Genomic DNA, 24,131 nt, shown 5'->3' on the forward strand with positions numbered 1-24,131 from the left:
TCTTACGCCGCAACCAACGTACGGGCGAACAGGTCGCCAGCACGGGCCGCGGCCGCTGTCATGATGTCCAGATTCCCGGCCCAGTCCGGGAAATAGTCTCCGCTGCCGCGGATTTCGAGAAACACAGCCACCCGGTCGTCAACGAACTGCGGCTCAGCTTTCAAGGTGTAGCCGGGCATGTACTCGGCCACCTTGGCAATCATCTGGTGCAACGACTCGGTGATCGCAGTCCTATCTGGACGGGATGTGATCCGGCAGAACACCGTGTCCCGCATAATTGTTGGCGGTTCAGCCTGAGCAGGAATCAGAATTGCGCGTCCCTCAGCCGCACCACCGATCTGTTCAAGAGCCACCGCGGTACGGCTGGCCAATCCACCGATGTTGCCTGTGGCCGCCGCGCGTGACGAGACCGAGGCGATGACTTCCGCGTACGTCACGGGAACAACCGAACTGATCGCACGAACGATCGGGACAGTCGCCTGCCCGGCAGGCGTGATCATGTTGATGTTCAAGGCATTCCGATAGTCCTCGAAATTCACCGCCGGGCACACCAAGGGGCCAACGGCCGAGGGCGTCAGGTCGATGACCCTGATCCCGGCTTCTGCGTACCGTGGCGCGTTGAGGGGGTGTGCCGCGGCCGAGCTCGCGTCGAACGCCAAGTCGACGTCGTCTCGAGCCAGCAGCCAGTCGACACCACCATCGGACGCTTCGACACCGAGCTTCTGCGCGCGCGACAACCCGTCTGTCGCCGCGTCGACACCGACCATGTAGCGCAGGTCGATGTGCTTGCTGCGGCGCAGTTTCAGCATCAGGTCGATGCCGATGTGCCCGGCGCCGACGATCGCCGCTCTGGTCACTGCCGTGGTCATGACAGCCCGTGCATCTGCGGTTCAACGGTGACCGGGATCTGAGTCATGGTGCCGGGGCGCTTGGTCGTGCCGCACCACATGTCGATGGCGTCCGGCTCGGCCGGGTCGAAGTAGCGCGGCTTCCAGTCCGGGTCGGTGATCTTGCGGACGCCGTAGGAGTATTCGTACGTCAGACCCTCAGGGCCCTTGAAGTACAGGAAGATCGCGGTGGACTGCGGGTGACGGCCGGGCCCCATCTCGATCTCGACACCGCGGTCTTTGAGGAAATGCCAGCTGCGCATCACGTCGTCGATCGACTCGACCTGGAAGTTCATGTGGCACAGGCCAGGGCCGTCGCCCTTGAACACGGCGAGCTTGTGGTGCACCGGGTCGAACCGCATCAGGCACGCCAGCTCGCCGATCCAGTCCGAGACCTTGACGTTGAACATGGTCGACCAGAACCTGTAGGCCTCACGCACGTCCGGCGCGTCGAGGCAGAGGTGCCCGAACTCGGTGATTCCGGCGGTCCGGCCCCACCGGACCGGCCTCGGCAGCTGGGTCTGGTCGATGACTAAGTCGACGACGTTGCCGAAGGGGTCCTCGAAGGCCAGGTAGTCCCGGACGTGCCGGACCGCGGCACCAGCGCGGTCGCCACGGCCGACCTTGACACCCGCGGCTTCGAGCTCGGATTCCGCCGCGGCCAGCGCGTCTTCGTCGGACAGGGTGAACGCTGTCGACAGCACGCCGGACTCGCCTTCGACGAACGCGAGACAGTGATGGCGGTTGTCGGATCGTAGATACGAATGCCCGTTGACCTGCTCAACCAGTTCAAGGCCGACGATGTCGACCGCGAAGTCGACGGCTGTCTTCACGTCGGCGGTACCCGAGCGTACGTAGGCGATGTCTTGCAGCTCGATCACGGCAGAGCTCCGCTTCGTCGGGGGATCAGTCAGGGAGAAGATCGATGGTTAGAACCATACCGGTATCTGTATATCTGTCAAGAATAGATTGACATGTATACAGATACAGGTAAGTATGTGAGCCATGCCCATCGCGTAGCTCTCCCCCGAGTTGACCGCCGCCGGACGCGCCTTGCACCGCGCCGGCCTCGTCAATGCGTTTGGCCACGTCAGCGCCCGCATAGACGACAAAACGCTGCTCATGACGCCACCCCGCCCGCTCGGTGAATTGACCGACGATCAATTCACCGAGATCGATATCAATGTCGGTGAATTGCCTACCGGTTGCCCCCGCGAGGCATGGATTCACGTCGCAATTGCCAAAGCCCGCCCGGACGTCAGCGCCATCTGCCGCGCGCAGCCGCCGTCGACCTCCGCCGTGGCCGCCGCGCTGTCCGCGATCGTCCCGCTGCACGGCCAGGGCGCGCTGCTCGGCCCGGTCGTGCCGGTCTTCCAGAACGCGCGGCTGATCCGCGAGTCGAAGCTCGGCAAAGAGCTCGCGACGACCCTCGGCGACGGATACGCCTGTGTTCTCAAGGGAAATGGCGCGATCACGGTCGGCAGGAATGTCGGCGAGGCGGTCGCGCGGATGTGGATTCTCGAAGAGGCCTGCCGGATCACCCTGGCCGCGTCGGCAGCCGGGCTGATGCCCGTCGCACTGACTGAAGACGAACAAAACGCTTGGTTCGCGACGGGAGCAGAGCTCCTTGACCGGATCTGGAACTACCTCAACGGATGAAAGGGCTTCCACCATGGCCGCTGGAACACCCAACAAGACACTGTGGACAGTCGTAGCGTTATGCGGTCTGTCCGTCGCGTTCGACGGGTACGACTTGGTGGTGTTCGGTACCACTGTTCCGTCGTTGCTCGCCGAATGGCAGATCGGCCCGGCCGAGGCAGGACGGATCGGCAGCTACGCGCTGATCGGCATGCTGATCGGCGCACTGCTGATCGGCACGGTCACCGACTGGCTCGGCAGGCGCTGGACCATGATCGCGTGCGTCACCTGGTTCTCGGCACTCACCGCGTTGTGTGCCTTCGCGCCGTCGCCTGAAGTGTTCGGCCTGTTGCGTTTCCTCAGCGGTATCGGGCTCGGCGGACTGATGCCGACAGCCGCGGCGCTCGTGGTCGAGTACGCCCCCAGAGGCAAGGAGAACATCACCTACACGATCATGCAGTCAGGCTACGCGGTCGGCGGCATCCTGGCGGCGTCGCTGGCGATTCCGCTGATCCCCGCGGTGGGCTGGCAGACGATGTACCTGATCGGCGCCGCCCCCGTCCTGGTCATCGTCCCGCTGGCGCTGCGTTACCTGCCCGAGTCACTGGAGTACTTGGTGCTGCGCGGGGAAACGGCCAAGGCCGAGGCACTCGCCGCGAAGCTCGGCGTCCCGGTTCCCGAGGTCACCCGACCGGAGAAGCGTTCGTGGTACAGCAGCATCCGTGAGCTGGCCAAGCCCGGTTTCCGTGCGGGCACCGTGCTGCTGTGGCTGGCGAGCCTGTGCGCGTTGCTGATGGTGTACGGGATGAACACCTGGCTGCCGCAGATCATGCGCCAGGCCAACTTCCCGCTCGGCTCGGCACTGAGCTTCCTGCTGGTGTTCAACGTCGGCTCGATCGTCGGCTCGATCATCGGTGGCCGCGCGGCCGACCGGATCGGTTCCAAGCCGGTGCTGGTGATCTCGTTCCTGCTGGCCGCGGTGAGCATCGCGACCTTGGCGGCGCGCCCGAACATCGCCGCGATCTACATCCTTGTCGCCATCGCCGGTTACGGCACGATCGGCACCCAGAACCTGATCAACGCGTTCGTCACCCGCTACTACCCCGTGACCGCCCGCTCGACCGGCATCGGCTGGTCGCTGGGTGTCGGCCGGTTCGGCGCGATCCTCGGCCCGGTCGTCGGCGGCCTGGTGATCGCTTCCGGAGCCGGTTTCCAATGGAACTTCTACCTGTTTGCCACGGTCGCCGTCATCGGTCTGCTCGCCGCCGCGCTGGTTCCGCTGTCCCCCGCGCTGGCCGATGACCGCCTCCGCGACGCGATCAAAACCGAATTGAAGGAGCGCACTGCATGAAAATCCGACACGTAATCGGTGGCGAAGAGGTCGACTCGGTCGACGGAGCCACGTACGACAACATCGATCCGTACACGCGCCAGAGCTACGCCACGGTCGCCCGTGGCGGCGTGGGCGACATCGACGCCGCGATCACGGCTGCGAGGCGTGCGTTCGACGAAGGTCCATGGCCCCGGCTCGGGTTCACCGAACGCGGGCGGCTGCTGCACAAATTCGCCGACCTGGTCGAGCAGCACGCGGATGAGCTGGCCGAGGCCGAGAGCCGCGACATGGGCAAGCCGAAGTCCGTGGTCGCCGGGCACGACGCGCCACGCTCGGCGCAGAACATCCGGTTCTTCGCCGATCACGCCCGGCTCAGCCTGGCCGAGACCTTTCCGAGCGACACCGGGCACCACACGTACACGCGTTACGAATCCGCCGGGGTGGTAGCCGCGATCTCGCCGTGGAACTTCCCGATGATGCTCGCGACCTGGAAGATCGCCCCGGCGCTTGCCTGGGGAAACACGGTCGTGCTCAAGCCTGCCGAGGACACGCCGCACTCCGCGGCCATCCTGGGCAGGCTCGCCCTTGAGGCAGGCATTCCCGAGGGCGTGCTCAACGTGGTCCTCGGCTTCGGTGACGCGGGCGCGGCGCTGGTCAAGGACCCGCGCATCGACCGGATCACGTTCACCGGCTCGTCGCTGACCGGCCGTTCCATCGCCGCGGCCGCGGCCGCGAACCTCACGCCGTACAGCTTCGAACTCGGTGGCAAGGGCGCCAACCTGGTGTTCGACGACGCCGACCTGGACAACGCGACCGATTGGGCGATTCGTGCCGCTTTCGGCAACACCGGCCAGGTGTGTCTCGCGGGTTCGCGGTTGTTCGTGCAGCGTGGCGTGTACGACGAGTTCCTGACACGCTTCACGGCCGCGGCGGACGCGATGGTCCTGGGAGACCCGTCGCAGAAGCAGACCGGCCTTGGGCCACTGGCCAGCGAGAAGCACTTCGCCAAGGTCAGCGGGTACTTGCAGGAGGACGCATTGGCCGGTGCCACGGTCGTGACCGGCGGGCACGACCACGACTGGTTCATCCGGCCGACCGTGCTCACCGATGTCCCGGCGGACGCTCCCGTGCAGAAGGACGAGATCTTCGGTCCGATCGTCACGGTCACGCCGTTCGAGAACGAGCAGGAAGGAGTCGCGCTGGCCAACTCGACTCCGTACGGTCTGTCGGCGATGGTCTTCAGCGAGAACCTGCACCGGGCGCACCGGGTCTCCGCCGCTTTGTGCAGCGGAAACGTGTGGGTCAACTGCTTCTTCATCAGGGATCTGCGCGCACCGTTCGGCGGTGTGGGCGATTCGGGGGTCGGCAGGGAAGGCGGCTCGTTCAGCCGCGAGTTCTTCACCGAGCCGAAGACCGTAACCATGAACATCACAGGCTGAGCACCACTAGCTGGTTAGGATCTCCACATGTCGCTGCAGCACGCGCTCTTGGGAGTGTTGGAGGCACGCCCGATGAGCGGATACGACTTGGTCCAGTTCTTCGACAGTTCCACGGGCTGGATCTGGGCCGCACCGCAGAGCCAGATCTACCCGACTCTGCGGAGAATGGAGCGAGCCGGGCTGATCTCTGGCGACGACGAACCACGCGGGCCCAAGCTGACCAGGACCGTTTACAGCGTGACGCCGCAGGGCCGGACGGAACTCGAGCAGTGGCTGTCCACTCCGCACGACCCCGCGCCGCCACGCGATCCGTTCCTTGTGCAGGCGTTGAACTTCGACGAGATCGACGTGGAGAAGGCGCACGCCGTGCTCGAACAGTTCATCGCCGAGCAGGAGAAGTCGGCTGACGAGGCCGAAGCACACCGGGATCGGTTGCTCGCCAAGGACACCATGCTGCTCAAGGAACGGCTGACCCGGCGTGATCCGGCCGACCACGACCGGATCGCCCGGCTGAAAGCCCACGTGTTCGCCGGAGTCGCGGCAGTCGCGCGGACCCGTGCCGAATGGGCACGGGAAGGACAGCGACTGCTCACAGAGGACTGAAAGAAAACCGCAAGATTTCCCGCTGCGACCGCAAGCCGGTTTTCCTACGATCCGGCGCATGCGGGGTAATCGAGTGGTGTTGGGTGCTTTGCTGATCACAGCCGTGCTGAGCGGCTGTGGCAGCGAAGACAGCGCCCAAACAGGACAGTCCACACCGAACAACACACCGGCGGTTCTGCCAGCGTCGCCGGTCAAACCGCCGCGTCAGGCGTTCGATCCGCCGAAGGTCTTCGAGCCGACCTCAGCCGAGTTCCCGTCGGGCACGTGGGGCGGCAACAACAAACCACGGGCGACGCTGTACGACGGCAACATCTACAGCGCCAACAACGAACAACTGCTCGCTCTCGACGGGGTCACCGCGGAACTGCTGTGGTCAGTACCGGCGAAGGTGAAAGCCGTGACGAGCGGGACAAGCGCGCCACCGGTGGCCTACAAAGATCACATGTACGTGGCGTTCAGCGGTTTCCAGCCTTCGCAAGGCACAACGAAGCCGCACCCGCAGATCGAAGTGGTCTCGGTGGACGTCAAGACCGGCAAACCGGACTTCTCGACCACGATCGACGTGGACCTCGACAGCACGATCTCCTCGGGCGACGGGGATGTCGCGATCGCGGGCGTGAGTGACACGTCCATTGTGGTCACGTACTTCAACGACTCCGCGAGCCTCGGCCTGACGTACGCCGTCGACGCGGCAACTCACAACGTGCGGTGGCAGAAGGACAAGTTCCTGGCGAGCGAAGTGGACAGTGGGATGGTCGTCGGCAACGGCGGCAAACCGATGATCAGCTCGCCACGAACCCTGACCGGCGTCGCGGAGGCGGATGGCGCCGAGAAGTGGTCGACAGCTCTCGGTGGCTTCGGTACAACCCTGATGCCGATCTCGCCGAAGCTCGTCGCCAGCAGCCGAAAGCTCTACGACAGCCTTGACCACCAGTTCGACATCGTCGACGTGACCACCGGCAAGGCCGTGTACAGCAAGTTCACCGATATCCCGACCACGTCCGGGTTCGACATCGAGTGCTTCTACGACCAAAGGTCGATCATCGCGTGTTCCGCCGGTGTCACGGTCGCGTTCGCCTTCGAAGCCGACAGCGTTGGCCCAAACCCGTTGTGGGAGATCAAAGACGAGGGTTCTCGGGCGGTTCCGTCGTTCACCGCCGCCTACCACGACCTGCTTTACGGCACCGCCAACGGAAACCCGGTCGCGATCGACGCCAAGACCGGTAAGGACGCACCGGACAACCCAGGCGTCGCGCCAGCCCAGCTCGACAAATACCTGGCCACAGCCAGCGGCAAAACCTATAAGCCCACGAAATGACTCGTGAGTGGTTATCAGGGTTCTAACCCTGATAACCACTCACGAGGGCTGATCAGGTGACTTTGAATTCCTCGTCGTGGTATTCGATGCCCAGGGAAGGCACGGACACCGAACGGTCGCCTGCGACGACCTCACCTGCGACGATGGCGTCATATCCGGCGGCGCGGGCGATCTCGACGGTCTTGTCGGCGTCGTCGGCCGGGACGACCGCGACATAGCCGAAGCCCATGTTCAGGGTGGCGTACGACTCCGCGGCCGACATGCCTGCCTGCTTGGCGAGGAACTCGAGCACCTCAGGCACCTCGGGGACGCTGTCCAGCACGTACCGGACGTTCGTCGACGACCGCATCATCTTCAGCAGGCCGTGCCCGGTGATCGGGTTCAGGAAGTTCGGCCGCACGTCCGAAGCCAGCAACGCCCGGACGAACGCCGGGTAGAGCACGGACGGGTCGAGCAGCGCGGCGCCGAGATCGCGGCCACTCGGCAACGACGTCCGCAGCCCATTGGGAAGCTGGGAAGCGATCCGGCGGGCCAGTGACGAGCCGTTGGTGTGCAGGCCGGAGCTGGGCAGCACGACAATTCGGTCGCCGGGCGTGACCGCGTCACCGAAAACCGCCTCGCGGCCTTCGGGCACCACAGCCAGCGCGCTGCCGGCGAGTTCGATTCCGGCGCCGGTGAGCATTCCGGGCAGTGCGGGTGATTCGCCGCCGCCCCAGGTCGCTCCGGAGAGCTCGCAGGCTTTCTGCCAGCCAGCCAACAGTTCCAGCGACTTGCGTTCGTCGGAGTACCAAGCCGCGTCGCCGGTCGCGAAGTACGCGGTGACCACCATTGGGTTGGCGCCGACCGAGATCACGTCGTTCACGATCGCGGCAACCGCGTCGATCGCCACGTCCGCGAACCGGCTCTCGCCGGTGAGTGCCAGGTAATCCTCGGCGATGACCGATTTGGTGCCGAGGCCCTCGGTCACCGTGGCCAGGGTGAGACCGCCGACCTTCAGCACGTACGCGGTCGAACCGCGCGAGCCGCTGACTTCCTCTGCGCCGTGCCCGGCGAGCAGGCCGCTCGTGGCTGCGGCGCGGCGCACCGCGTCCCGCTTGACCTTGTCCAGAATGGAATAGTCGACGCCCGCGCGCTGGTACTCACCCAGGTTGGACACTTCTTGTCACACCTCGTCGAAAAAATCGGCTCCGGCCCGCCGGGATTTCCGCCGGGGCACTAGTACCTTAGTGCCCCCGATGGGGTGATCGCCCCGCTGCCACCAGGCGATTTGTCACCGATACCCGAACCAGTGACCGGAGTCACCCGTCTCCTGTCTTGATTTCGTGTCTCCGTAATGCGTGCTTCGTCCATTCTGCCTGGTCAGCGAGGCGTACATTCGAGCCAGTGTCGGCTAGTCGAAATCTCGTCAAACTCGCTGTCGGTTGTGCCGCAGGCGGCGCACTGGTCGCTGGAATTCTGGCTCCGGTGACGATTAGCGCCGGTGTCGTCGCCGCTGACGTGAGCGATTCCGTCATCCAGATCACGCCAGCGTCGATATCCACGGCGCTGCCCGGCGTGACCACGATCACCGACCGGAACGGCTCGCCGATCGCCACGATTTTCGACCAGTACCGGATCACTGTGCCCGGCGACAAGATCTCCGCGGCGATGAAGAACGCCGTGGTGTCCATTGAGGACCGCCGGTTCTACCAGGAGCACGGGATCGACCCGCAAGGCGTCGCGCGGGCCGCGATCTCCGACGCGACCGGCGGCGACCACCAGGGCGGCTCGACCATCACCCAGCAGCTGGTCAAGAACTACCTGATCAACGTGGTCGACAAGGACAACCCGGCGGCGCAGGCAGCCGACCGCGCCGACAAGATCACCCGCAAGTTGAAAGAGGCCCGCTCGGCCATTGAGCTGGACAAGCACATGTCCAAGGACGAGATCCTGACCGACTACCTCAACGTCGTGGAGTTCACCGGGAAGATCTACGGCGTCGAAGCCGCGGCCAGGGCCTATTTCGGCACCACAGCGGACAAACTGACCGTGGCACAGGCTGCGTTGCTCGCCGGGATGGTCAACAACCCCACCACGTTCAACCCGTACACCAAGGCTGTCAACGCGCAGCGCAGGCGTGACATCGTGATCGACTCGATGCTCGCCAACAAGGCCATCGATCCGCAGACCGCCGCGCAGGCCAAGGCCGAACCGCTCGGCGTGACCGGGCCGAACGTGCCGCCGAGCACGTGCTTCAGCGCGCAACCGGACGCCGGGTTCTTCTGCCAGTACGCGCTGACCTACCTCCAGCAAGCCGGGATCACGCAGGAACAGCTGACCAACGGCGGGCTGACCATCAAGACCACAATGGACGCCCACGTCAGCGAGGCGGCCAAGTCCGCTGTGGAAGGCAACGTGCCGACCAAGCAGCCCGGTATCGCCAACACGATGGCGATCATCTCCCCCGGCAGCACGTCCCACGAGATCCTCGCCCTGGTGGCCAACCGCAACCTCGGTACCGACCAGAGCCAGGGCCAGACCACACGCAACCTGGTCACCGAGGTCAGCGATCCGTTCGGCGGCGGCTCGACGTTCAAGATCTTCACGGCGGCCGCGGCACTGGAATCCGGCAAGGCCACCCTCGACACCCCGCTGCCGAACCCGCCGAGCCAGTGTTTCCAGATGCCTGGCAACCAGAAGTGCTACACCGTGCGCAACGACGGCAACTACTCGGACCCGATCTCGCTGACCACCGGCCTCGCCACGTCGCCGAACACCGCGTTCGTCGGGCTGGAGCTGCAGGTCGGCGTGCCGGAAGTGGTGAAGATGGCGTCCCGGCTTGGTTTGCGTACGACCATGCAGACCAACGACGCGGGGGCCAAGCCCGACCCCAATTCCAAGGACCCGCAGCGCAGCCAGACACAGACCGACTATTTCCAGGACAAGCCGTCATTCACCCTCGGCAACAGCCCGATCAGCCCACTCGAGATGGCCAACGTGCCCGCGACGCTGATGAGCGGCGGTGTCTGGTGCGCGCCGACGCCGATCCTGTCGGTGACCGACGCGGCCGGAAACCCCGTCAACTACCAAACTCCCGCGTGCGAGCAGGCCATTTCCAGCGATGTGGCCAGCACTTTGATGACCGGCCTCAGCCAGGACACGGTCAGCGGCACGACCGCGGCCGCCGCTCACGCCGCTGGCTGGACACGTCCGGACGTCGGCAAGACCGGTACCACGCAGACCAACGAGTCGGTCGTGTTCGTTGGTGGCGTTGAGAACTACGCGGTGTCGTCGCTGGTCTTCGCGGACGGCAACAAGCCAGGGACTATCTGCCCAGGAAACCCCGTGCGCATCGGCAACTGCGGACATGGCGCGTTCGGCGGTACGGTAGCCGCACCGCCCTACTTCAAGGCGATGCAGGCGATTCTGGGGAGATGACATGCATTTACGCCCGGTCACCGAGGCAGATCTGGCCATGTTCCAGCGATACCTCACCGAACCGGGCCTGATCGGCCCGGACTGGCGTGGGTTCCGGGACGCGCAGGAACCCGCTAGGCGGTTCGCGCGCGACGGGTTCCTCGGCGAGGACGGCGGCCGATTGATCGTCGACGTCGACGGGCAGGCGGCCGGGAACGTTGGCTGGCGCAAGGGTTCGTACGTGCCACCGGCGTTCTATTGGGAAATCGGCATTGTGCTGCTGCCGGAGTGGCGCGGCAAGGGCTTCGGCTGGCGGGCGCAGGCGATGCTGTGTGGCTACCTGTTCGAACACACTCCGGTGCAACGGATCCAGGCAGGCACCCATCCCGAGAACACCGCTGAGCAGCGGGCGTTGGAGAAGGCCGGGTTCCAGCTGGAAGGCGTGATCAGGGCGTGTGAGTTTCGTGCCGGTCAGTGGCAGGACGGTCTGCTGTATAGCCGTCTTCGCGGTGACGCTCCCGTGAATCCACAATAGACAACCTAGCGAGCACACCGGACAGTCCTCGGTGCGAGCGTGGCCACACGAGCACGAAAGCGCCTGCCGCCAAGACGAAAGCGACGAACCCGAGCACGGGGATCTGCGGGATCAGTCCCATGCAAATGAAGTAGCCCGTGCCGCCGGTCAGCAGGGCGATCACGATCCTCGCGCCCGCTGGGCGGCCGTCCGGGCGGACCCTGGCCAGCCGGACAGCGCGCTGTCCGATCGTGCCCGCGTCTTTGCCAAGGGACGGCAGCACCAAGAGCAGGAACACGGGCACCCACTGGATGAACACCGAGGTGATCCACAGATCCTGGATCATCGGTCCGTTGAAGACATACCGGCTCACCACGTTGATCGTTCCGAAGAGGAACGTGCCGAACAGGTAGACCGACACCAGGTCCAGCATCATGCCGAGCAACCGGCGCCACGCGGTCACCGGCCGGGCCGCGGTCGGCGGCGCTGTCGGCTTGCGACCGGCCAGTGGCCTGAGGATCGGCGCGATCGCGACACCGACCGCGGTACCCAGGGTGTTGGTGATCAGATCGTCCACGTCGAACAGACGATATGGGCACGGGAACAGGAACCAGTTTCCGGTCAGCTGCGTGAACTCCACGAGCAGCGAGACGCCGAACCCGATCACGATCGTACTGGCGGCGCTACGGCCGAAGAACTGCTTCAGGAACGCACCAAGGGGCACGAACAGGAAGATGTTGAAGACCGTCTGCTGCACCGCGGGGTTGTGGAGGTAGGCCATGACACCCGTGCCGCGCTGTTCGTGCCGGATGTCGGTCAGGAACTGCATCACGTTGAGCTGTGGCGAGGTCAACGCCTGGTGCTGCAGGCACCACGTCTCGTTGATCTGCGGCAGCGGGAGCAAGGTGTAAGTCATGATCGCCAGTGCGTAGATCACGAAACCGACCGCGAGCAGGATCCGGCCGAACCCGAGCTCGCCCCGGCGCCGGTAGCTCACCACGACGAACGGCAGGGACAACAGGACAGCAAGGAAACACCCGCCGACAATCGCGATCACCGCAGACATCACGCGGTAGGTAATACCGGTATGCGCCGCACCCGGCAACTCGGGGCGCCGCTAACTTTGGTGGATGGCCTTCAGCGGATTCGACCACCGGCTGCTCGCCGAGCTTCGGCGACGCGAAGCTGGCTGGAGCCAGGCGTACCTGGTGCAGCGGATTCTGCGGGCGATCAGCAAGACTTCGCTGTTCAGCCAGCATGTCGCCAGCCTCGCGGGGATGTCGGTCGAACTACCGCGAACCCAAGCCGTCCTGACCAGTTTCGCCGCCACCGGCCAGCCGGCACGCGCCCTGGTCCGGGCACACTGCGAGGCCGCGGCTCATGCTGTGGCGCGCTGGGACGTCTGTCCGGAGCTTCGCCAGTCACTGGTGGATACGGCGTCGATGATTGCCGTTCAGTCCAATGTGCTCGACGACCTGAAGGCGCGTGCGCTGGGCACGGCCGCGGCTATCGGCACCCAGCTGCCCTTGATCCAGGACGTTGTGGACGACGCGCTCGCCAAGGCGTGGCATTCGGATGTCGATGTGTCGTATGTGGACATGGTCGCCGACGAGTACGCTTGCCTTGTCGCCACGGCCGATCGTGATCCGGCGGCGTTGACCCAGGATCTGGTTCGCGCGTTCCGGTCCAAGGACACTGTGGACGCTCATACCTTGCGAAGCTTGCTGCTTCCGAACGCTTCTGGCTATCGAGTGGCCGTCGTAGTCCATGGCGCCGCTGAGCTGACGCGGCTGCAGGCCCTCCACGAGACCGCAGTGAGTTCCGGTGTGCGGGAACCCGAGCGGCTGGGGTTCGGGGCCGCGCTTGGGCGCCTCCGCAGGTTCACGCGGCAAATCCCCGTTAACGGCGCCGCATGTCTGGTCGCGTGCCAGGTCGATGCGGTCGACGCGCCAAGTGCTGGCCGAATCGCCCGGCGCGAGGTCGCCGAACTGCTGGATCAGTACATGGCCGGTCACCGGCTGGTGGCACTGTCCCTCGGCGACGATGTCTTCGTGTCCCGGGTGGACAGTGGCGAGTCGAGGCATATCCAGTCCCACACTCCGACAGTCGATCGCGCCGTTCCGCTTGTGTCCCACTGGCCGGGAACCTTGCGAAACGGGTTGCGGATGGCGCACGTGGCCCGCGTGACCGAGGCTCCCTTGCCAGCCGCCGCTTTGGCATGGGCCGCCCTGGAAGCGTGCGGCCTGAACAAACGTGAGGATATCGCCGCCGCGCTCGCATTACAGGCCATGCGGCAGCAGATTGTCGAGGCACACCAACAGTTATGCCAAGGAGCACGGACAGCACCGGTAGAGCTCCAGTTGATCGACAGCCATGCCGTCACGAACGACTTCAACCGGCTGCGTGATCTGAATACCTGGGTCGATCTCCTTCTGCCGCAGCGAGATTCGGACAGTTCGACGGCGATTGCCGCTCGCAAGGCACTGACCGCGGTGGCCGCGCAGACGTCCCCCTTGGCGGCACAACAGGTACGGGACTGGTCGGCGCGACTGTCCAACCCGGTCGCTTGTGCACAGTGGCTCGAAGACCGGCAGCAGCGGATCGGCACGTTCCTGCACGCGCTCAACGCCACCCGGAACATGTCGTTGCACACTGGGCAATTCCGCGCCTTCGGCGACGTCACGCTCGGGATCGGCGGGTCGCTCGTTGTCGACTTCACGTTGGAGATTTTGGGTAACTGGTACCGCAACACCGATCAGCAACTGCCGCCGGCGAAGGTCATCGCCCTGTTGGCAAGACGTCAGCGCGACCTTGTCGCGCGCCTACAAGCACATGACGGTCCATTGTTCGACCTGAACATCGCCTGGCTGACAAGCCCGGCGTCTGCCGGTATGCGGACACCGTCAGACGGGTGAGGCCGCCGTCCGCCACCGGTACGGGGTTCAGAAACCGCCCGCGCACACCACGTTCCACCGTTCAGCAGTCAGCAACCCCTGCCATTCGGCGTCCCCTAGGTAACTGCCAACGCGGACCTCGGTGACGTCCAATGGCCCAAACGTTCACCAGGCGTACTGGAACAGGTTACAGAAATGGCGTTTCTACAGGGACTTCCCGGTTCCGTTGCCACTACCGGAGTCGAGAGCGAGACACAAGTTACTTGCTAGTAACTAGTGACTTCGTCGTTCGTCGTCCGTATAACTTGTTCTAATCCCCTCAACGGTGAGGAAGCTCACATGAGTGATAACGCCATGTGTGGCAAGGGTTTTCCCGGAGTATCCCGCCGCACCTTCATAACCGGAACTGGTTCTATCTTGGGGTTCGCGGCCCTGACTGGCCGAGCCACCGCGGCCCCCGTCCCCGCCCCAATTCCACCCGGTGCCCATGTGCCAGTTCTCATCATCGGCACCGGATATGGCGGCTCGGTCGCCGCCCTTCGACTAGCCCAAGCGGGTGTCGACGTGCACATGCTCGAACTGGGCATGGCCTGGGACACCCCAGGCAGCGACGGCAAGATCTTCGCCAACACCACCACACCGGACTACCGGTCCTACTGGCTGCGTACCAAGACCAAGCAGCCGGTGAGCAACTTCCTCGGTTTCCCACTGGACAAGGACGTCCCGAAGTACACCGGGATCCTCGACGCGGAGGAGTTCAGCGGGATCACGGTCTACCAAGGCCGGGGAGTCGGTGGCGGCTCGCTGGTCAACGGCGGGATGGCGGTCACGCCACCACGCCCGAGGTTCAGCGCGATCCTGCCGAGCGTGAACGTCGACGAGATGTACAACACCTACTACCCCAGGGCGAACGCGGGCCTCGGGGTGACACATGTGGACCAGACGTGGTGGAACACGGTCGATTGCTACCAGTACGCCCGAGTGGGCCGCAAACACGCCCAACGGTCGAACTTCCCGTTCGTTTTCGTGTCCAATGTGTACGACTGGGAGTACATGAAACAGGAGGCCGCCGGCACCGTGCCCAAGTCCGCGGTCGCCGGTGAACTGCTGTACGGCAACAACTACGGCAAGAAAACTCTGCAGAAGACGTACCTGGCCCAGGCGAAAGCCACCGGCCGGGTGGCCATTTCACCCCTGCACCGGGTCACTTCGGTTGCCCCGGTGAACGGCCGCTACGCCGTCGTCGTCGAACAGCTCGATACCAGCGGGACCGTCACCGCGACCAAGACCGTCACTGCCGACAAGGTGTTCTTCGCCGCTGGCAGTGTCGGCACGAGCAAGCTCTTGACCAAGCTGAAGGCGACCGGCACGCTTCCCGGCCTGAACAACGAGATCGGCCAGGGCTGGGGCGACAACGGCAACGTGATGTGCGGGCGCGCCAACCATTTGTGGGACCCGACGGGTTCGGTTCAGGCGTCCATCCCCACGGCCGGGATCGACAACTGGGACGCTGGAGGCGCTTTCGCCGAAGTCGCGCCGCTGCCGACCGGGATCGAGACGTGGGCGTCGTTCTACCTGTCCATCACCAAGAACCCCAACCGTGCCCAGTTCACCTGGAACTCCACGGCCAACCGGGTGGACCTGAGCTGGCAGACGGCGTGGAAGCAGCCGTCGATCGATATGGCCAAGTCCATTTTCGACAAGATCAACGCGAAGGAAGGGACCATCTATCGCACGGATCTGTTCGGTGCGAACAAGATCTGGGGCGATCATCTGACCTACCACCCGCTCGGCGGCGCGATCCTGAACAAGGCGACTGACAACTACGGCCGCCTGCATGGCTATTCCGGTCTGTACGTGATCGACGGCGCGCTGATTCCCGGCAATACAGCCGTGAATCCGTTCGTCACGATCACGGCGCTGGCAGAGCGGAACATCGAGGCGATCATCGCCAGCGAACTGTGAGTTACAGGGTCTGTCGTGAGTGTTTTCGCCGGTTCTAACCGGTCTGGTGTTTTAACGTTGTGAGGGCATGGTGGGCAGGGCCGTCGCGGAGCGGCGGCCCTGCTTTCGTTGCTGGGTTTAGGTTTTTGTCACTGGACGGACGATGCGATGCCGCGTCGCGGGGATGGATGTATGCCCTGTCGGGCGGCCCGGACCGGGCCGTGAAGGTTTTCGCGGTTTCGCCGGAGATCCCAGGCGCGGGTGAAGCCCACGAAACCCGCGTTTGACCCGTAGCGGGCTGAGCGGTCCCCGGCGTCGTTCCCAGGACAGTCGCTGATCGGCGATGAGCCCACGCGCCAGGACCAGGTGAACATAAGCCACAGCCACCAGCCAACTCCACCGCTCGGCTTGCTCGGGGCCACGCACTCGAGGGCGGGTCCAAGCCAGGTATTGCTTGAGGAACCGGAAGAGGTGCTCGATGCCGTAACGGCGCAGATACGCCCGCCACACCCGGTCAAGATCGAACGAGCCCTCAGGCCCGGTCCAGAACAACCACATCGGCGGGTACGCCGGGTCGGCCGAACACACCCAGACCACACTGCCCCGGGTCACCGGGCGGGAGTACCCGGGCCGGTAGCCAGGTTCCCGCAGTGCCGCCGATTCCGAGGCACGCGGGTGCATCCCATGCCACACCGACACACTCACCGCGGCCCGCCCAGGCTCGGCGGGCACCGCGAGGTATTCGTCCGGGTCACGCCAGCTACGGCGATCGGACAGTTTCATCTTTGGCCCGTGCACTCGCGGCCGCCCGATCGTGCCTGGTTCCCGCGGCGGCGGATCGGCCATCACCACCGCGTCCTTACGCAACCGGACCACGATCTGCACCCGCTCGCCGGTCAACCGGCCACCCAGATACACCGGGCTGTAGTCCCCGTCAGCACACACAATCGGAACCAGACCACCACCATCATCACCACCGTCCGGGTCCCGGTCGGCAGCCACCTGCTTCAGCAACGCCTCGATCTGCCCGACAGCAACCACATTGTGGTTCTCACCCACCGCGATACGCGCCACCGCCACCGGCGACGCCCACGACGAACCGCTCGTCCCGGTCGCGGCCAGCCACTGAAACCACCAGCCCGGAGTCACCACCCCGCTGCCACCGCCAACATCCTTGCCCGCGTCGTAGTTCAACGTCCGGTCCGGGCTGGTCGGCGCATCCGGACGCGGCCACTGCGAACAATCCAACGCGAACACCAGCCCCGAGGACCGATCCACCACACCCGCCAACACACCCGCCAACACCGCGGCGTCGATCCGGCCCCGATCCAACGCGGCATACACACTGCCATGCCCACGCCGCAACACCGGCTCCAAGCTTAGATACGGCAACGACTCCAACCGGCCCGGATGACACAACAACGCGTCCACCATCTCGAACAACACATCCGGCCACCTCGTGAACGACTCATACACCGCCCGGCGGAACCGCCGCAGCCGCCGGAGTTGGCCTACAAGGGATCCATCAGGCACACTGCCAGACACGGCCACCGCTTTCGTGATCAAAGTTCTGTGGAAGGAACCAAGATCATCGAGCGGTGGCCGCCTCCATGTCAAAGATCAACCACCCGGAACGTTAAAACACCAGACCGGCCAAAACACTCACGAGGTCTGAGCTGGGAGGACGCACATCACGTCGAGGCCGAGGACGTGATTGAGCCTGCCGAATGCCAGCCACGAGCCGATGCTCATACTGAGTTCGACGATCTCGGCCTGGGTGTAGTGCTTGGTCATCCGGCCCCAGAACTCCTCGTCGAGGCCGTGGTGGTCCAGCGCGTACCGCTCGGCGTACTCGGCGGCCAGCCGGGTCCGGTCGTCGAACGCTTCCGTTGTGCGCCAATTGGTCACGTGGTCAGGGAACTCGTCCTCGACTTTGACGCCCTCGCGTTCGGTACGCCAGTCGAGGCAGAACATGCAGCCGTTGATCTGCGCGGTCCGCAGCCTGGCGGCCTCGAATTCGCGCAGCCCAAGGGTTGTGTTGGCGTACACGGACAACGAGAAGTTCGCGGCCGCGGTCCCGATGCCCGGCACCATCTCGCCCCACACGTACGCGATCGGGTCCTTGCCCTCGGGAATGTCGATGTTCATGCCAGCTCCTTTCCCCAAGGACAATCAGCGCAGGCCCATCGTATTAGAACAGGTTCTAGTTTGTCACGTCCCTCAGCCGCCGAACTTACCGAAGGCAGGGCGAAGCGGCACGTCGATCGCGTCGTACAGCCCAGGTTCCGCCTCGACAAGCCAGTCGATCGCGCCGACGAGCCTGCCAGCAGCCGTGGCGTTTCCGCCCGCGGACCTGTTCCCGTTTTCGTCGACTGCTTCGACCGAAACCTCGATCCGCGGGTTGCCCTCGATGATCACCCGGTGGGCTCCGTCGCCGGTCGGTGGCATCGGCCAGTCCGGCGCGCAGGACGGATGGATGCGCGTGACGTGCTCGATCACGATCCGCGGCTCGCCGGAGATGATGCCCTGGACCTCGAACCGCAGCGCGCCCTGCGTGCCTTTCTCGAAGTCGCCCATCAGCTTGGTCGTCACGGTTTCTTCGAGCTCGCGGCGGGCGACGGTCTCCCGGATTTCCTCGATCTCAGCACCGAGCGCACGAGCCATCAGCCGGATCTGCCCGCCCCACACCATGGTCGGAATTCCCGGCGCCACCATCGGCGGCGAATAGTCCATCGGCTGGCCCATTCCGACCAGCCAGCGCACGGAATCAGGCTGGTCGTACGTGGTGTAGTCGAAGATCTCCTGGCAGCGCAGCACGTCGATGTCCGTGGCAACCCCGCTGACCAGCAACGGCAGGATGTCGTTGCCCCAACCAGGGTCCACCCCGGACACGAACAGCGACCCGCCACCCTCCTTGACCGCGGCCAGCAACGGATCCCGCAGCTCAGCGGGCGCGTTGCGCTGGTCGTAGAGTGGATAGACCGACGGTGTCACAACGACTGCGCCAACCTGGACGGCTTTGATGATGTCGTCGACTGCCTCGTTCGGCCGGACCTCACCGGATGCCGCGTAGACAACGGCCTTGGGCCGCGCGGCCAGCACCGCGTCGATGTCGGCGGACGCCGTGACGCCCAACTGCCGGTCCATTCCAGCCAGATCACCGGCATCCCGGCCGACCTTGTCCGGACTGTGCACGATCACGCCAGAAAGTCGCAAGGCCGGATGAGCTTCCACGGCACGGATCGCCGCACGGCCAACGTTGCCTGTGCCCCAGACAACTGTGTCAATCAAGGGGGCGGTCATGGGCAATGAGGCTAACCACAAAGCTGGCGATCACGCCAGATCGCTTGTGATCCGTTCAGCCGCCTGGCGCAACGCGGGCACCATCCGGCGTAGATCGGCTGTCGAGGGCGCCCGCACTCCGATGGCAGCCTGAATGTTCGGGATGGACACCGCGACGGCGAACCATCCCAGGCGCAACTCCTCCCGCTCGAATGCCATCCCGGTTCGCTTCACCTCCGCGACGACTCGTGACAGCCGCATGTGTTCGGTGATGGTGTACGGCGTACATCGGCTCAACTCTCCGGGCTCGACGCCTTGCGCGAGCAGAACCTTGCCAACTGCCGTGGCATGTAAGGGAAACCGTTCGCCCTTCAGCAGCATCGCACTGGATGCCACGGCTGTCGCGATCTCCGCACCCGTGAGCCGCGCGATGTGTCTTGCTGCCGTCTCACGGATCCTTCGGTGGCAAGGGACCTGCACGCCGAGTGTCCACAGTCGCTGCCCGAGCCGGTAGGAACCGTCTCGCGCGCGCTCCAAGCCTCCCCATGCGACCAGGTCGCGAACCATCCGCAGGGCAGTCGGCATCGGCAGGCCGGTCCGTTCCGAGATCTCCCTCAATCGCAAGGAAGGCGTTGCGGTGTCGAACGCGTCGAGGACCGCGAAGATCCGGCCAGCGACGCCAGGGTGATCCGTCACACTGACTTTCAACGAATGAAACTGTTCATTTCTGCCCCTCGGGCCAACTCCGCAAGGATGGCACGCATGGAACTGACCCCTGACCAGTTGCTCAGCACCACCCGCGCGGTCCGCAAACGGCTCGACCTGACCCGTCCGGTCCCGCGCCACCTCATCGAGGAATGCGTCGATCTCGCAGTTCAGGCGCCGACTGGGCGCAACCGGCAACGCTGGCACTTCGTGGTCGTGACCGACACACAGCGACGGGCCGCGCTCGCCGCCGAGTTCCGGCTGGCTCTCGCCCGGCCGGCGCCCCCGATGTCCGAGCTCGACCAGCGTCGGGCGTACGTCAAACCCGAGGCGATGGAACGGATGTGGGCAGGCGCGGATCACTTGTACCGGATCATGGACCAGGTGCCCGCGATCGTGATTCCGTACGTCGAAGGCCGCACGGACAACGCGGACGTGGCTCAGCAAGCAAGCACTTGGGGATCGATCTTGCCCGCGGTATGGAGTTTCATGCTCGCCGCACGCGCCCGTGGCCTTGGCACCTGCTGGACCACCGGGCACGCGGGCCGCGAACGCCAGATCGCCGAGATCCTCGGCGCCCCCGACGACGTCATGGCGGCCGCGTTCATCCCAGTCGCATACACCATCGGCACAAGTTTCCAGCCTGCCAAGCGAATCCCGAGGGGCGAGGTGCTGCATTGGGACAGCTGGTGATTCAACCGCTTGCTTTGTCATATGACACGTTCACTCGAACAAAATTCGGCTTTGCTGGTGGTGTCGTACGGGTCACGCCATGTTGGGAGCGCAGCGCCGATGTCAGGTAACGCGAAAATCCTGTCCGCACCACTGCTCTTCGCAGTACTGCAAGCGACATTCAGTGACGTACATCCGTTCTGCGATCACCTTCTGCAGGGTGATCGGCCCGCCATGGACAAAGGCAAGCCAGGCTGGGTCGGCCGCAAAGCGTGCGCCCGGCACGTGCTCGTCTACACGGCCGGGCAACTCGGCGCGGCGACCTTGGTGACCAAGGCGCTGGGTCTGCGAACCTCGTGGCGCGGATTGTTGGCGGGCACGGCGGTCAACGCGGTGACGCACTACGTGATCGACCGACGGGAACCGTTGAAGAGTTTGATGCGCAGCAAGGTGTTCAGCAAGGGCAACTACCTCGACCACTGCACTGTCCAGCGCCGCCCCGGCGTCGTCGATCAAGCTGGTCCTGGGACCGCTCTGATGGAATGCGACCAGGCTGTGCACCGCCTAGTCAGCGTGCTCGCGTCGCTGACAACGGCGTTGGTCGTCACCCGCGGCGCACGAGGCTGGTCAGATCGGTGAGGGCCGCGCCAAGTGGCAGGTCGACGCGGAGGTCCGCGTATGCGTCTCCCCTGGTCTGACCTTGGTTGACGATCACGACCGGCTTTCCGGCTTTTGCCGCGTGCCGGACGAACCGCAACCCTGACATGACCGTCAACGATGAACCGAGAACCACCAAGGCCCGTGCCGAGTCGACCAGCCGGTAGCACTCTTCGACACGGGTCTTTGGCACGTTCTCCCCGAAGAACACCACGTCCGGTTTGAGCACGCCCGAGTCGCATGAGACGCACGCGACCAGCTGAAACTCGCGTACCACCTCGTCGGCGAGCTCCACGTCGCCGTCCGGGTTGATACGGATCGCCGTGCCGCTGAATGACGGGTTCGCGGCCTGCAGCCGCTGGTCAAGCTCCTCGCGTTGGCTGATCCGGCGGCAATCCAAGCAGACCACGCGGTCCAGGCTGCCGTGCAGTTCGACCACGCTGGGTGTGCCCGCGGCTTGATGCAGGCCGTCGACGTTTTGGGTGATCACGCCGGTCACGTAGCCCTCGGCGCACAACGTCGCCACGGCGTGATGCCCGTCGTTCGGATTGGCCCGCGCGATCGTCCGCCAGCCGACGTGACTGCGGGCCCAATACCGCTGACGGCCCGCGACACTGCCGACGAACTCGTCATACGTCATCGGGGTATGTCGCCGCAGGCTCCCCGACGCCCCTCGGTAATCGGGAATGCCGGACTCCGTGGAGAGTCCAGCACCGCTCAGCACCACCACGTCACCGTCAGCGACCACTTCGGCAAGGCCGGTGAGGTCGGTCGTCCTCGGCAACGGCTCCCCGACCGGGGTGTAATCCAATGTCGGCCGCGTCCGCACGCACCAAGCCTACGTGGAAAATCCGATGCGGACTTGTAGCCGACATTGCTACCGTGCCGCGACACGCATCCCAAGGAGGTCCCATGCGCCGAGTGACGACACGCCCCATCCGTTGTCGCTCGTACGCAGCTGAAGGACCACACGGATGCTCAATCTCGGCATTGTCGCCCACGTCGACGCCGGAAAAACCAGTCTGACCGAACGGCTCCTGTTCGATTCCGGAGCCATCACCCGCCTCGGGTCCGTCGACGGTGGTGACACCAGGACCGACGCGATGGCCATCGAACGCCGCCGGGGTATCACGATCCGCTCAGCGGTGGCGACCTTCTCCATCGCCGGGCGCACGGTGCACCTGATCGACACTCCTGGCCACACCGATTTCGTGGCCGAGGTCGAACGGGCGCTCGGCGTCCTCGACGGCGCAATTCTCGTGCTGTCCGCTGTGGAGGGTGTGCAGCCGCATACCCGGGTCCTGATGCGGACCCTGCAATCGCTTGGCGTGCCTACCATTTTGTTCGTCAACAAGATCGATCGTCGTGGTGCCCGGTACATCGATCTGCTTGACGACATCCGCCGGATGCTCAGCCCGTCGGTGATCCCGCTCAACAGTCCCAGTGAACTCGCCATGACACGCCTCGGCAGCCAAGCCGCCGAAGTCCTCGCTGAGCACAGTGATGCGGTGCTGCAGTCCTATGTGGATGGTCTTGACCCACGATTGTTGCATCGGGAACTCGTCAGGCAGACGGGCGAGGCGCTCGTCCATCCGGTCCTGTTCGGTTCAGCCATCACCGGCGCGGGCACGGAGGCGTTGGGTCAGGCCATTGTGGACCTGTTGCCTACCGTCGATCCCGCGGCGACCGGCGAACTCGACGGCACGGTGTTCGCCGTCGAGCATGCTGGCGGCAGGCGGTTCGCCATCGCCCGGTTGTTCTCCGGCGAGCTAAAGGTTCGTGACCAGGTCACATTCGTCCGGCAGGACGCGTCGGGCACAACCGTCCACTCCAGCCGCGCCACCGAAGTTCTGGACGCGGACCGTGCCCAGACGACGATACGGGCCGGTGGCATCGCCCGGATCGGCGGTATACCGGGACTTCGGGTTGGGGACCGGCTGGGTTCGACCGCGTCCAAGCGAAAGCAGGCCCGGTTCCGGCCACCGACTTTCCAGACCATGGTCACGTCAAGCGACCAGAACCTGTACGCCGGGTTGAGCCATCTGGCCGATGAGGATCCGCTGATCGACATGAAGCCAGGACCGACGCCCGGCAGTCTGCTCGTCTCGCTGTACGGTGAGGTCCAACGTGAGGTCATCGCCGCGCGGTTGGCTGAGGAATTCGGGGTCACAGCTGAGTTCTCGCCAAGCACGGTGGTCTGCGTCGAGCGGCTCAAAGGTACAGGTCACGCGGTCAAGCGGATGGGCGAGACGCTGTTCGTCGGGACCGTTGGGCTGCGCATCGAGCCTGGTGAAGCCGATTCCGGTATCCAGTATCAATTGGAGGCTGAACGAGGATCGTTGCCTGCCGCGTTCATGACGGCGATCGAGGACACCGTCCGCGCGACACTCGCAACCGGTCGGCACGGCTGGCAGGTCGTGGATTGCCTCGTGACGCTCACCCACACCGGCTACAGCAGTCCCGTCACCGTGGCCGCGGACTTCCGCAACCTCACTCCCCTGGTTGTCATGCAGGCATTGGCGAACGCGGGAACGGTCGTGTGCGAGCCGATCGAACAAGCCGACATCGACATACCAGCGGACGCCGTCAGCACGGTCCTGAACCTACTCGTCCGATGTGGGGGCACACCAGAAATGCCGGTAGTTCGTGGAGATTCCGCAACCGTCCGTGCGGTTGTGCCGTCACGACAGCTTCGCGCCGTCGAACAGTCACTTCCTGGGCTGACCAACGGGTACGGCACGCTCATCGCGCGCTTCGCGGGCTATCGGCCGATCGCACCTTTGGGCAGACTTCGGTCAATGGGGCCGTAACCGGACCGATCGCCGTGATACTTTCCCGGCCGCCGTACT

21 protein-coding genes are annotated in these 24,131 nt (G+C 64.9%); 12 read left to right on the top strand and 9 right to left on the bottom strand.

The genetic code is table 11. The features are described from left to right. Nucleotides 1-2: 2 nt before the first annotated feature. Both LWC34_RS18400 and LWC34_RS18405 read right to left on the bottom strand, forming a co-directional pair. Complete coding sequence (locus tag LWC34_RS18400; RefSeq protein ID WP_233726259.1) at nucleotides 3-869, bottom strand: acetaldehyde dehydrogenase (acetylating); 867 nt, start codon at nucleotides 867-869, stop codon at nucleotides 3-5. Beyond that, the gene (locus LWC34_RS18405) at nucleotides 866-1,768 is read right to left on the bottom strand and encodes a VOC family protein (protein ID WP_233726260.1); all 903 of its coding nucleotides are present in this window, start codon (nucleotides 1,766-1,768) and stop codon (nucleotides 866-868) included. Before LWC34_RS18405 ends, LWC34_RS18400 begins: the two co-directional genes overlap by 4 nt. Nucleotides 1,769-1,919: 151 nt before the next feature. Between LWC34_RS18405 and LWC34_RS18410 the strand changes: the two genes are divergently transcribed. From LWC34_RS18410 to LWC34_RS18430, 5 genes are read left to right on the top strand one after another with little or no spacing between them, the layout of a single operon-like run. Continuing rightward, a complete protein-coding gene (locus LWC34_RS18410; RefSeq protein WP_233726261.1) occupies nucleotides 1,920-2,546 on the top strand; it encodes a class II aldolase/adducin family protein in 627 nt (208 codons plus the stop codon). A 13-nt stretch (nucleotides 2,547-2,559) separates the two neighbouring features. After that, the gene (locus tag LWC34_RS18415; protein ID WP_233726262.1) at nucleotides 2,560-3,876 is read left to right on the top strand and encodes an MFS transporter; all 1,317 of its coding nucleotides are present in this window, start codon (nucleotides 2,560-2,562) and stop codon (nucleotides 3,874-3,876) included. After that, the gene (locus tag LWC34_RS18420) at nucleotides 3,873-5,297 is read left to right on the top strand and encodes an aldehyde dehydrogenase (protein WP_233726263.1); all 1,425 of its coding nucleotides are present in this window, start codon (nucleotides 3,873-3,875) and stop codon (nucleotides 5,295-5,297) included. The genes LWC34_RS18415 and LWC34_RS18420 overlap by 4 nt, the downstream gene beginning before the upstream one ends. A gap of 27 nt (nucleotides 5,298-5,324) precedes the next feature. Beyond that, complete coding sequence (locus LWC34_RS18425; RefSeq protein ID WP_233726264.1) at nucleotides 5,325-5,900, top strand: PadR family transcriptional regulator; 576 nt, start codon at nucleotides 5,325-5,327, stop codon at nucleotides 5,898-5,900. Nucleotides 5,901-5,958: 58 nt separating this feature from the next. After that, on the top strand, nucleotides 5,959-7,218 hold the full coding sequence (locus LWC34_RS18430) for an outer membrane protein assembly factor BamB family protein (RefSeq protein WP_233726265.1): 1,260 nt from the start codon (nucleotides 5,959-5,961) through the stop codon (nucleotides 7,216-7,218). A 52-nt stretch (nucleotides 7,219-7,270) separates the two neighbouring features. Here LWC34_RS18430 and LWC34_RS18435 read toward each other — a convergent pair whose 3' ends face one another. After that, a complete protein-coding gene (locus tag LWC34_RS18435; protein WP_233726266.1) occupies nucleotides 7,271-8,374 on the bottom strand; it encodes an AIR synthase-related protein in 1,104 nt (367 codons plus the stop codon). 227 nt (nucleotides 8,375-8,601) lie between these two features. On the opposite strand from LWC34_RS18435, the gene LWC34_RS18440 reads away from it, so the two are divergent. After that, nucleotides 8,602-10,635 carry a transglycosylase domain-containing protein gene (locus LWC34_RS18440; RefSeq protein ID WP_233726267.1) on the top strand — a complete coding sequence of 678 codons (2,034 nt, stop codon included), beginning with the start codon at nucleotides 8,602-8,604 and terminating at the stop codon, nucleotides 10,633-10,635. Between the two features lies 1 nt (nucleotide 10,636). Continuing rightward, nucleotides 10,637-11,149, top strand: a complete 513-nt coding sequence (locus LWC34_RS18445) for a GNAT family N-acetyltransferase (protein ID WP_233726268.1) — start codon at nucleotides 10,637-10,639, stop codon at nucleotides 11,147-11,149. Here the strand turns inward: LWC34_RS18445 and LWC34_RS18450 are convergent. Next, entirely contained in the window at nucleotides 11,061-12,194 is a 1,134-nt protein-coding gene (locus LWC34_RS18450; protein WP_233726269.1) for a VanZ family protein, read from the bottom strand. The genes LWC34_RS18445 and LWC34_RS18450 overlap by 89 nt on opposite strands. A 64-nt stretch (nucleotides 12,195-12,258) precedes the next feature. Between LWC34_RS18450 and LWC34_RS18455 the strand changes: the two genes are divergently transcribed. Both LWC34_RS18455 and LWC34_RS18460 read left to right on the top strand, forming a co-directional pair. Further along, nucleotides 12,259-14,043, top strand: a complete 1,785-nt coding sequence (locus LWC34_RS18455) for a hypothetical protein (RefSeq protein ID WP_233726270.1) — start codon at nucleotides 12,259-12,261, stop codon at nucleotides 14,041-14,043. A 468-nt stretch (nucleotides 14,044-14,511) separates the two neighbouring features. Further along, complete coding sequence (locus LWC34_RS18460; protein ID WP_233726271.1) at nucleotides 14,512-15,987, top strand: GMC oxidoreductase; 1,476 nt, start codon at nucleotides 14,512-14,514, stop codon at nucleotides 15,985-15,987. 117 nt (nucleotides 15,988-16,104) lie between these two features. Here the strand turns inward: LWC34_RS18460 and LWC34_RS18465 are convergent, their stop codons facing one another. The 4 genes from LWC34_RS18465 to LWC34_RS18480 form a co-directional block, all read right to left on the bottom strand. Then, nucleotides 16,105-17,517 carry a transposase gene (locus tag LWC34_RS18465; protein WP_372496548.1) on the bottom strand — a complete coding sequence of 471 codons (1,413 nt, stop codon included), beginning with the start codon at nucleotides 17,515-17,517 and terminating at the stop codon, nucleotides 16,105-16,107. A gap of 111 nt (nucleotides 17,518-17,628) precedes the next feature. Continuing rightward, the gene (locus LWC34_RS18470) at nucleotides 17,629-18,114 is read right to left on the bottom strand and encodes a carboxymuconolactone decarboxylase family protein (protein ID WP_233726273.1); all 486 of its coding nucleotides are present in this window, start codon (nucleotides 18,112-18,114) and stop codon (nucleotides 17,629-17,631) included. A gap of 72 nt (nucleotides 18,115-18,186) precedes the next feature. After that, nucleotides 18,187-19,269, bottom strand: coding sequence for an NAD(P)H-dependent amine dehydrogenase family protein (locus tag LWC34_RS18475; protein WP_233726274.1), 1,083 nt, complete (start codon nucleotides 19,267-19,269; stop codon nucleotides 18,187-18,189). A gap of 30 nt (nucleotides 19,270-19,299) precedes the next feature. Further along, entirely contained in the window at nucleotides 19,300-19,956 is a 657-nt protein-coding gene (locus tag LWC34_RS18480) for an IclR family transcriptional regulator (RefSeq protein ID WP_233726275.1), read from the bottom strand. 54 nt (nucleotides 19,957-20,010) lie between these two features. Here LWC34_RS18480 and LWC34_RS18485 point away from each other — a divergent pair, with 54 nt between their 5' ends. Both LWC34_RS18485 and LWC34_RS18490 read left to right on the top strand, forming a co-directional pair. Next, on the top strand, nucleotides 20,011-20,646 hold the full coding sequence (locus LWC34_RS18485; RefSeq protein WP_233726276.1) for a nitroreductase family protein: 636 nt from the start codon (nucleotides 20,011-20,013) through the stop codon (nucleotides 20,644-20,646). 99 nt (nucleotides 20,647-20,745) lie between these two features. Then, nucleotides 20,746-21,264, top strand: coding sequence for a hypothetical protein (locus LWC34_RS18490; RefSeq protein WP_233726277.1), 519 nt, complete (start codon nucleotides 20,746-20,748; stop codon nucleotides 21,262-21,264). Here the strand turns inward: LWC34_RS18490 and LWC34_RS18495 are convergent. Then, a complete protein-coding gene (locus LWC34_RS18495) occupies nucleotides 21,230-22,111 on the bottom strand; it encodes an NAD-dependent protein deacetylase (RefSeq protein WP_233726278.1) in 882 nt (293 codons plus the stop codon). The two genes, LWC34_RS18490 and LWC34_RS18495, sit on opposite strands and share 35 nt — an antisense overlap. Nucleotides 22,112-22,256: 145 nt before the next feature. Here LWC34_RS18495 and LWC34_RS18500 point away from each other — a divergent pair, with 145 nt between their 5' ends. After that, nucleotides 22,257-24,092, top strand: coding sequence for an elongation factor G (locus LWC34_RS18500; RefSeq protein ID WP_233726279.1), 1,836 nt, complete (start codon nucleotides 22,257-22,259; stop codon nucleotides 24,090-24,092). Nucleotides 24,093-24,131 lie beyond the last annotated feature (39 nt).

Source organism: Kibdelosporangium philippinense (assembly GCF_021390435.2).
GTDB lineage: Bacteria > Actinomycetota > Actinomycetes > Mycobacteriales > Pseudonocardiaceae > Kibdelosporangium > Kibdelosporangium philippinense.